At 42.4% G+C, this 10,451-nt stretch carries 9 protein-coding genes; 8 read left to right on the top strand and 1 reads right to left on the bottom strand.

Translation table 11 applies throughout. The features are described 5' to 3' along the window. The first annotated feature begins 106 nt into the window (after positions 1-106). The 3 genes from JWQ85_RS02865 (at position 107) to guaB (ending at position 4,366) form a co-directional block, all read left to right on the top strand. Positions 107-1,375: a pitrilysin family protein gene (locus tag JWQ85_RS02865; RefSeq protein WP_299463641.1), complete on the top strand. Its 1,269-nt coding sequence runs from the start codon at positions 107-109 to the stop codon at positions 1,373-1,375. Positions 1,376-1,395: 20 nt separating this feature from the next. After that, positions 1,396-2,679 carry a M16 family metallopeptidase gene (locus JWQ85_RS02860; protein WP_367186177.1) on the top strand — a complete coding sequence of 428 codons (1,284 nt, stop codon included), beginning with the start codon at positions 1,396-1,398 and terminating at the stop codon, positions 2,677-2,679. Between the two features lie 217 nt (positions 2,680-2,896). Then, on the top strand, positions 2,897-4,366 hold the full coding sequence (guaB, locus tag JWQ85_RS02855; RefSeq protein WP_299463638.1) for an IMP dehydrogenase: 1,470 nt from the start codon (positions 2,897-2,899) through the stop codon (positions 4,364-4,366). A gap of 67 nt (positions 4,367-4,433) precedes the next feature. Here the strand turns inward: guaB and JWQ85_RS02850 are convergent, their stop codons facing one another. Next, positions 4,434-5,192 carry a hypothetical protein gene (locus tag JWQ85_RS02850; protein WP_299463635.1) on the bottom strand — a complete coding sequence of 253 codons (759 nt, stop codon included), beginning with the start codon at positions 5,190-5,192 and terminating at the stop codon, positions 4,434-4,436. A 130-nt stretch (positions 5,193-5,322) separates the two neighbouring features. Between JWQ85_RS02850 and JWQ85_RS02845 the strand changes: the two genes are divergently transcribed. The 5 genes from JWQ85_RS02845 to trxB all read left to right on the top strand — a co-directional run. Next, on the top strand, positions 5,323-5,907 hold the full coding sequence (locus JWQ85_RS02845) for a TIGR00730 family Rossman fold protein (protein ID WP_299463632.1): 585 nt from the start codon (positions 5,323-5,325) through the stop codon (positions 5,905-5,907). A gap of 122 nt (positions 5,908-6,029) precedes the next feature. Next, complete coding sequence (locus JWQ85_RS02840) at positions 6,030-7,658, top strand: acyl-CoA carboxylase subunit beta (RefSeq protein WP_299463630.1); 1,629 nt, start codon at positions 6,030-6,032, stop codon at positions 7,656-7,658. Positions 7,659-7,785: 127 nt separating this feature from the next. Continuing rightward, complete coding sequence (locus JWQ85_RS02835; RefSeq protein WP_299463627.1) at positions 7,786-8,271, top strand: hypothetical protein; 486 nt, start codon at positions 7,786-7,788, stop codon at positions 8,269-8,271. Between the two features lie 18 nt (positions 8,272-8,289). Continuing rightward, on the top strand, positions 8,290-9,465 hold the full coding sequence (locus tag JWQ85_RS02830) for a dipeptidase (RefSeq protein ID WP_299463624.1): 1,176 nt from the start codon (positions 8,290-8,292) through the stop codon (positions 9,463-9,465). 85 nt (positions 9,466-9,550) lie between these two features. Continuing rightward, positions 9,551-10,451: thioredoxin-disulfide reductase (trxB, locus tag JWQ85_RS02825; protein WP_299463621.1), on the top strand; the 901-nt coding region annotated here is incomplete at its 3' end.

Raw genomic sequence — 10,451 nt, 5'->3', positions numbered from 1 at the left:
AATAATTACTGTCTGTAATTTATATACCTTCAAATCTTTACAACATTTAAACACTATGGCTTTGTAAAAATTATACATTTGCCTACCGTTAAATAATCGTTATTACATGGTTAAATTCAATCGATTTACACTGAACAATGGCCTTAGGGTTATAGTTCATGAAGATAATACAACCCCAATGGCAGTGCTAAACATTCTGTATGATGTTGGTGCACGCGACGAAGACCCCGAGCAAACCGGCTTTGCCCATTTATTTGAGCACCTTATGTTTGGCGGTTCGGCAAACATACCTAATTATGATGGCCCGCTACAGCGGGTAGGGGGCGAAAATAATGCTTTTACCAGCAACGATATTACCAACTATTATATCACCCTGCCATCGGCTAATTTAGAAACCGCTTTTTGGCTGGAGAGCGACCGTATGCTTAACCTTGCCTTTAGCGAGAAAAGCCTGGAGGTGCAGCGTAATGTGGTAATTGAGGAGTTTAAACAGCGTTACCTGAACCAGCCTTACGGCGATGTTTGGTTAAAACTTAGGCCAATGGTTTATAAGCAGCACCCATACCGTTGGGCAACTATAGGTAAAACCATTAAACATATCGAGGATGCTAAAATTGAAGATGTAAAAGCCTTCTTTAAAAAACATTATACCCCGCAAAGTGCGATAATGGTAGTAGGTGGCGATGTGAAAACTGAGGATATAAAGGTACTGGCCGAAAAATGGTTTGGGTCGATACCTGCGGGCGAAAAATATGTTCGCGATTTGCCGCAAGAGCAACCCCAGATCGAAGAACGCCGCGAAACTGTAGTTGCAAAAGTGCCGCTTAATGATGTATACATCGCTTTCCAAATGGAAGGCCGGGTTGATGATAGTTATTACCCTGTTGAATTAATGTCTGATATTCTTTCAAGGGGGAATTCATCGCGCCTGTACCGCAGCCTGGTAAAAGAAAAGCATATATTTAGCGAGGTACATGCCTATATAACCGGCAGCCTGGATAAAGGTATGTTTGTGCTGGAGGGTAAACCATTGGAAAATGTAAGCATTGAGCAAGCCGAAGAAGCACTTTGGCAAGAGCTTGAGCGACTGAAAAATGAAGATGTACCTGCCGATGAATTAACCAAGGTGAAAAATAAAACAGAAGCAACCATGGTGTTTTCAGAGATGTCGCTTTTAGATAAGGCCATGAACCTGGCCTTTTACGAACTAATGGGCGATGCAGATGGTTTTAACCACGAGTCTGCCAGGTTTTTAGCCGTTACAGCTACGCAAATAAAGGCACATGCTAATAAGATATTCCGTAAGGAAAACTCTTCTACATTGGTTTACTTAGCGCAGAGCGTTAATGAACCAATTCAAGTAATTAGCGAATAATGCATCAATAAATATTGAACATGAGCATTTTAAATAGACAAACACCCCCGCAATTTAATGGGGTAGAAAATATAAACCTGATACACCCCGAAAGTACTAAGTTGGCAAACGGCTGTAATATATTCACTTTCAATTCAGGTGATCTGGACCTGGTACGTATAGAATGGATCTTCAGTAACTTTCGTTTCGATCCAAAGAAACCGTTGTTGAACGTGGCTGTAAATACCATGCTTACCGAGGGTACACATAAACTGACAGCAGCGCAAATTGCCGATAAAGTAGATTTTTACGGCGCTTTTTTGCAGGTTGATTATAGCTATGACCTTTCGCAGGTAACGCTGTTTACGCTGACAAAACATTTGCAAGCCACATTGCCGGTTGTAAAAGACATTCTTACAGATTCTATTTTCCCGGAAAAAGAACTGGAAACCTTTGTGCGCAATCAGCAGCAAAAACTGCAGGTAAGTTTGCAAAAGAACGACTTTGTTGCCCGCCGCGTATTTAACAAGGCTTTATATGGCGAAACTATTTATGGCCTTGCTGCCGAACCTGAAGATTTCAGATCACTGAAAAGGGAAGACTTGTTGGCGAACTATAAACAAATGTACCAGCCGGGCAATTGCAATATTATTATAGCTGGTAAAGCTGATCCGCAGATACTGGAAGTCGTAACCAAAACCTTTGAAGGTGCCTGGGGCGAAGTAACCATCCCTGCAGATACCACACAGCCCGAATTGCAACCATCTGCCGAGCGTTTTATCTATCTGGAAAAAGCTGATGCCTTACAATCCGCTATCCGTATAGGTACACCGTTTGTAAACCGTACCCATCCGGATTTCCCGGCGCTGCAGGTTTTAAATACTGTTTTAGGGGGATACTTTGGTTCACGTTTGATGGCCAACATCCGCGAGGATAAGGGCTATACCTACGGCATTGGTTCGGGAATGTCATCATTCAAACAAACGGGGGCGTTCTTTATCGCATCAGAAGTTGGTGCCGATGTTTGTAAGGCCGCCGTAGTGGAAATAGAGAAGGAAGTGAACCTTTTAAAGGATGAGCTTATCCCGGAGGAAGAATTATCGCTGGTACGCAACTTTATGCTGGGTTCGCTTTTGGGTAGCCTGGAGAATGTACTTTCTCATGCCGATAAATTCAAAAACCTGCACTTTGCCGGGTTAGATTACGATTATTACGAACGCTATACCCAAACCGTAAAAAATATCACCGCCGAAGAACTAAAGGCATTAGCCAATAAGTATTTCGACTTTGATAACTTTTATAAAGTGATAGTAGGGAAATATTAGTAGATGTGCAGATTTGCGAATATGCAGATGTGCAGATGAAAAAACATTGCCGTTGGCTTTAGCCAACGGTTTTTTGTTTTAACCCAGATGGGTTTGATAATGTGAAATTAAAATCAAGCAATTGTCACCTTATCATCAATTCGACATCAGGCTTTCCAAATTCCATAAATTTTGTTAGCTTTGCCCGGCAAATAATAACTCCAAATAATTATTTGCTATGCAGTTAGACCCATCCAAATTTGTCGCCGAAGGATTAACCTATGACGACGTACTATTACTCCCCGCTTATTCAGAAGTATTACCGCGCGAAGTTAACACGAGCACTTTTTTAACAAAAAAGATCCGTTTAAACATCCCGATCATTTCGGCCGCTATGGATACCGTAACCGAAGCCGGTTTGGCTATTGCCATTGCCCAGGCAGGTGGTATTGGTATGCTGCATAAAAACATGACCATTCAGCAACAAGCCGACGAAGTTCGCAAGGTTAAGCGTTCGGAAAGTGGCATGATCCAAGACCCTGTTACCTTACTGGAAGATGCTTTATTATCTGACGCAGTTAATATCATGCGTGAGAACAGCATTGGCGGTATCCCGATTATTGATGCCGAGCACAAGCTTAAAGGCATTATCACCAATCGCGATCTGCGTTTCCAGAAAGATCTTACCGTGCCCGTTAGCGACGTAATGACCAAACTAAACCTTATTGTAGCGCCACAGGGTACAAACCTTTTAGATGCTGCTGCCATACTGCAAGCCAATAAAATAGAAAAACTACCCGTTGTAAATAAGGATGGTATACTGGTAGGTTTAATTACATACAAGGATATTCAGAAAGTTAAAAACTTCCCTAATGCCTGTAAAGACGAATTTGGCCGCCTGCGTGTAGGCGCTGCCGTTGGTGTTGCTGCAGATAATATAGACCGTGTTACCGCATTGGTAAAAGCTGGTGTAGATGTTATTACGGTTGATACGGCTCACGGTCACTCAAAAGGGGTTATTGATATGGTTAAGGCCGTTAAAAACCTATATCCCGACTTGCAGGTGATTGCAGGTAATATTGCTACTGCAGATGCTGCCCTCGCCCTTGCCGATGCAGGTGCCGATGCCGTTAAGGTTGGTATAGGCCCGGGTTCTATCTGTACCACCCGTATCATAGCAGGAGTGGGCGTTCCGCAATTATATGCTATTTACGAATGTGCCAAAGCCCTTGAAGGCCGTGGTATCCCGGTTATTGCCGATGGTGGTATCAAACAAACAGGTGATATTGTAAAGGCTATTGCAGCAGGTGCAAGCTCTATCATGGCTGGTTCACTGTTTGCAGGGGTAGAAGAATCACCGGGCGAAACCATTATATACGAAGGCCGTAAATTTAAATCATACCGTGGCATGGGTTCTATTGAGGCTATGGCTAAAGGTTCAAAAGACCGTTACTTCCAGGATGAGACCGATGTGGTAACCAAGTTGGTTCCCGAAGGTATTGTTGGTCGCGTGCCATTTAAAGGTAACATGGCCGAGGTAGTTTACCAGTACATTGGCGGTTTACGTGCAGGTATGCATTACTGTGGTGCTGCTAATATCGAAGACCTGCAAAAAGCTAAATTTGTACGTATCACCGCTGCAGGTATGCGCGAAAGCCATCCTCACGATATTACCATTACAAAAGAAGCTCCGAATTATACGAGATAATTTCAGCGATATAAAAAAGAAAAGGGGATACAAATTGTATCCCCTTTTTTATTCGGTAAAGTTTAGATTATTTACCAGATGAACTTGCCATTTGAATTAATGGGGCACTTGTAAGTATCCTGATAGCTTGTTCATAATTGAAACCTGCTTTTACAAGGGCGTCAAAATATTGCTTATGTAATTTGGCAACTTCGGTTAGTTTGCCTGGTTGTTTATAAAAACTAAGTTGCGCATTCAGCATTGATGTTATCAGGCTGGCATACATCGGGCCCATGGCACCCATCATATTTGTGATATCATTTGACCCGGTAGCGTTAAATTGTTCGTTAAGTGGCGGGGGAGCCAAAACAACCTCAGTTACTTTTACGTGCTGCTCTCCCGGATTCGACTGTGTTAGATCTATGTTGTAAAAATTAAAAAACGTAATGCCATCGCTACGCCTGCCGGCGTGTTCAATAATATCTATCAATTTTGCATTAGCCGGTATCTTTTTAAAATATACTTTAAATGAAAGTTTGTCGCCCGCTTTGGCAAAAGTGTGCCTTGTCTCTGGCGCTACAGCTATCCCATCGGCTTTTACAAATTCGTAATGTTTGTTATCAATATCCGTTTGAATATAAATTTCTTTATTGAGCACCACCCACGAGCTATCATTATAGGCATATTGCTCAAAGCTTACTATGGTGTACTGCTTATCGGTTTCAATTTTTGTTATTAAACTGCCCATGCTCTCCGAAATTTCTACATGGGGATTAACAACATTTTGTGCGAAGGAAGAAAGGCAAATCGTAATTAGTGTTGCGGTTAGTAATAAGGTTTTTTTCATTTAGGTATTTTGGTTATTTGGTTTAGATAAATTTAGAATTGTAATAGTACCATTTAAATGGATAAACCTTTAAAGATAATGGATAATAATATGGTTTATACTGCAAGGCGTATGATGTATATTTGCGTTCATGAAAGCTATTTGCGTATTCTGTGGGGCCAACTTTAACGGCGATCCTTTATTAAAACAAGCCGTTGAACTACTGGCCGATGTTATGGTTAGTAAGGATATCGCATTGGTTTACGGCGGGGGTAATGTGGGTGTAATGGGCCTGTTAGCTGATGCGGTAATGGGGCGTGGTGGTAAGGTCATAGGCATTATCCCACAGTTTTTGATGGATAAAGAGGTTGGCCATACCGGTATAACCGAACTACGCATTGTAGAGAACATGCACCAGCGCAAACAACTCATGAACGACCTTTGCGACGGTATCATTATGCTTCCCGGAGGATTTGGCACACTCGAAGAATTCTTTGAAGTACTTACCTGGCTGCAATTAGGGCTGCACAATCACCCGGTAGGGATACTAAATATCAATGGTTTTTATGATATGCTATTAAAGCAGATGGATGTAATGGTAGAGCAGCGCTACCTAAAACCCGCCAATCGCGAACTGGTACTTGCTTCAGTAGACCCCATAGAACTTGTTAACCTGATGGAAAACATAGATATAAAGCCCGATGAAGTTTGGTTCAGGGATAGGAATTTAACTTAGCGTTCGCAGTTTTATAGTTGGCAGTTTGCTTTATTTATTATGCATGCATAATAAAACACATCCTGGTTAGGTTATTTCTAATTTATTTTCCTAAAATTACATAACCCTATTATAGAACACGTATGGATCTGGAATTCAATAAGAATGAGGATATTAACAAGCAATTAGTTTACGAATTTAACACCAGGCTTAAAAAAATATACCTGGGTGGTGGCGAAAAGGCCGCTGCCAAACAAAAAGAAAAAGGCAAAATGCTTGCCCGCGAGCGTGTTGCCTACCTGATTGATGACGACAAACCCTGGCTGGAAGTGGGCGCTTTTACTGCCGATGGCATGTACACCGAGCATGGCGGCTGCCCAAGTGGGGGAGTAATTTGCGGGATTGGCTATGTAAGCGGCAGACAATGTGTTGTGGTTGCTAACGATGCTACAGTTAAAGCCGGTGCCTGGTTCCCTATAACCGCTAAGAAAAATCTGCGTGCGCAAGAAATTGCAATGGAAAACCGCCTGCCAATTATCTACCTGGTAGATTCGGCTGGTGTGTATTTGCCCCTGCAGGACGAGATCTTCCCCGATAAAGAACACTTTGGCCGCATCTTCCGCAATAATGCCATCATGAGCAGCATGGGTATCATCCAGATAGCTGCCATCATGGGTTCGTGCGTGGCAGGTGGCGCTTATTTGCCTATCATGAGCGATGAAGCGATGATAGTTGAAGGTACAGGTTCAGTTTTCCTGGCGGGATCATATCTTGTAAAATCGGCCATAGGCGAGGAGGTAGATAATGAAACCCTTGGCGGTGCAACTACGCAGTGCGAGATCTCGGGTGTGACTGATTATAAACACCCTAACGATAAGGCCTGCCTCGATTCTATCCGCAACATCATGAATAAGGTGGGCGATTACAACAAGGCGGGTTTCGATCGTATCAAACCATCTGCCCCAAAACTAAACGAGAAAGATATTTACGGCATACTGCCGGATAACCGCGAGAAATCATACGATATGTACGAGATCATCAAACGACTGATTGATGATTCGGAATTAGAGGAATACAAGGCTGGTTACGGTCAATCTATCATCTGCGGTTTAGGTCGTGTAGATGGCTGGGCGGTTGGCATTGTGGCTAATCAGCGTAAGGTTATCAAATCAAAAAAAGGCGAAATGCAATTTGGTGGTGTTATCTATTCCGATTCGGCCGATAAGGCAACCCGCTTTATTATGAACTGCAACCAAAAGAAAATTCCATTGGTTTTTCTGCAGGATGTTACCGGTTTTATGGTAGGCAGCCGCAGCGAACATGGCGGCATTATAAAAGACGGCGCTAAAATGGTAAACGCGGTAGCCAATTCGGTTGTGCCAAAATTTACCATTGTAATAGGTAATTCGTACGGCGCGGGCAATTACGCCATGTGCGGCAAGGCTTACGACCCACGGTTGATATACGCATGGCCATCCGCCAAAATAGCGGTAATGGGCGGGAGCCAGGCAGCTAAAGTTTTGGTACAGATGCAGGCGGCCGGTTTAAAAGCAAAAGGCGAAGTAGTGGATGATGTGAAAGAAGCGGAACTGCTAAAACAAACCACTGATAGATACAATGCCCAAACTACCCCATATTATGCGGCTGCAAGGCTTTGGATTGATGGTATTATCGACCCGCTGGAAACCCGCAAGGTAATATCAATGGGGATAGAAGCCGCCAACCACGCGCCAATAGAAAAAGCGTTTAATGTGGGGATAATACAGACATGATAATCCACCGTGTCATTGTGAGGAGCGTAGCGATTTAAGCCATTCGTTTATGCAAAGTGTACAATTGCCCTGAAGAGATTGCCACGCTATCGCTCGCAATGACACGTTTTTTTACTACCTTCAAAATATGAAAAAGCTGCTATTTATATTTCTTCTTTTATCGGTTAAAGTTTTCGCACAAGAGGAAGTTAAGTCGCAAAGGATAAATGATCAATGTGTTTACATAAAGGGAAAGAAATTTGAAGGAATAGCCTTTGATGAAAAATATATCTATCTATTTGCAGGAGGCAATCAAAAATTCACACCAACAACTAATGATATTATTCTTGCAGAAAGAATATTGATTGAAAATATTGCAAATATAAATGATACATCAAATCAGAAATTATTCATTAGAAAAAATCTAAAAAAATATTACAGGCAATACGTTGGCTATATTAATGATCAAAATGAAAAAGTTATTTTCATAAATTTTTTTTGGAAAAAATCTATTAATAAAACACGCTTAAATGAACAAATGCATGTTTTAGATGGAGGCAATCATTATTGGCAAATAAGGATAAATATACCTAAATCAAAATTATTTGATTTCTATGTGAACGGAGAAGGGTAGTTTCATTACCTTCAAAGCATGAAAAAGCTGCTACTACCGCTATTCCTGCTATCGGCACTAACCGCATCCGCCCAAAACGTAAACCAGATCCACCAAAAAGCAATCCTGATAGATACCCATAATGATGCGCTATCAAACCAGCTAATCACCAAGGTAGACTTAGGCAAACTGCAATCTACAGGCAACTTTGACCTGCCACGCGCCAAAACCGGCGGCCTTGATGTGCAGGTTTTTTCTGTTTGGTGCGGCGACCAATATGGTAACGGCACAGCTTACGCTTATGCCAACCGCGAAATAGACTCTTTATACGCGCTCATTAAACATTACCCAGATAAAATTCAATTAGTCCGCACTGCTGCCGACTTGCAGAAAACGGTTAAGCAGAATAAGCTGGCCGCTATGATAGGGGTAGAAGGCGGCCACATGATTGAAGACCGGTTGGATTATATTGACAGCTTGTATAAACGCGGCATGACTTACTTAACCCTCACCTGGAATAACAGCACCAGTTGGGCAACATCTGCCCGCGATGAAACCTTACATGCAGATACTTTAAAACACAAAGGCTTAACAGAATTGGGTAAACAGGTAGTGCAACGGCTGAATAAATTGGGTGTTATTATTGATTTGTCGCACCCCGGCGAGCAAACCTTTAATGATGTGATGGCTATCACCACAAAGCCGGTTATTGCATCACACAGTTGTGTTTACGCCTTAAACCCGCATCGTCGTAACTTAAAAGATTACCAGTTAAAGGCCATAGCCAAAAATGGTGGCGTAGTATTCCTGAACTTTTACAGTGGCTTTATTGACAGTACCTATGACGCCCGACACGAGGCTTATCTCATCAAACACAAAACCGAATTAGATTCGCTGATCAAGATCTATAATGATTACGACTTGGCCAGCATCCGCTTAAATGTTATCAACAAAACCGAGGCAGACCAATTTCGCCCGCCAATGAGCATGCTCGTAAAACACATAGACTATATGGTGAAGCTGATGGGAGCCGACCACGTAGGCATCGGTTCTGATTTTGACGGCGCCGAATCATACCCGTTAGGTTTAGACAGCGTTACCGATTACCCCAAAATAACAGCTGAGCTGCTTAAACTTAATTACAGCAGAAAAGATATAGATAAGATATTAGGCGGTAATTTTATTAGAGTATTGAAAGCCAATGTTGGTAAATAGTCATTAAGGTATGGCAATATACTGACCATGGCCTATTGGCACAATCATGTATAAAGCTTAAATTCGCATCTCATTAAAAATACAAATGTCACAAGATATTGAACACGTAAAATGCCTTATCATAGGTTCCGGTCCGGCGGGGTATACCGCAGCTATTTATGCTTCACGTGCCGACCTTCACCCTGTTATGTATACAGGTTTGCTTGCCGGTGGGCAGCTTACCCAAACTACTGATGTTGAGAATTTCCCGGGTTATCCGGATGGCATTATGGGCCCCGAAATGATGGAGGATTTTCGCAAGCAGGCAGAACGCCTGGGTACCGATATCCGCTTTGGCTATGTAAGTTCAGTTGATTTTACATCATTACCGCACAAAGTGGTGGTAGACGAGAACAAAACTATTTTGGCTGATACGGTTATTATTTCTACCGGAGCATCAGCAAAATGGCTGGGTTTAGAATCAGAGCAAAAATATAGCGGCTTTGGCGTTTCGGCTTGCGCGGTTTGCGATGGCTTTTTCTTTAAAGGACAGGACGTAGCTATAGTTGGGGCAGGCGATACAGCCGCCGAAGAAGCAACTTATCTGGCTAAATTAGCCCGCAAAGTGTACATGATTGTTCGCAGGGACGAGTTCCGTGCTTCAAAAGCAATGGTACACCGTGTGCTGAACACACCAAATATTGAGATATTATACAATACTGAAACTCTTGAAATATTGGGCGACGGACAAAGTGTGAATGCCGTTAAGGTTTTAAATAACGAAACCCAGGTAGAAAGAATTTTAGATGTTACCGGCTTTTTCGTAGCCATTGGTCATAATCCAAATACCGGTATATTCCGTGGTTTTATAAACATGGATGAAACAGGTTATATTATAACCCGCCCTGGTTCAACCGAAACTAATATTGAAGGCGTATTTTGCTGCGGCGATGCACAAGATCATATTTACCGCCAGGCAGTTACGGCTGCAGGTACAGGCTGTATGG

Source organism: Mucilaginibacter sp., from assembly GCF_028288105.1.
Lineage (GTDB): Bacteria > Bacteroidota > Bacteroidia > Sphingobacteriales > Sphingobacteriaceae > Mucilaginibacter.
This window is presented reverse-complemented; position numbering and strand designations above follow the sequence as displayed.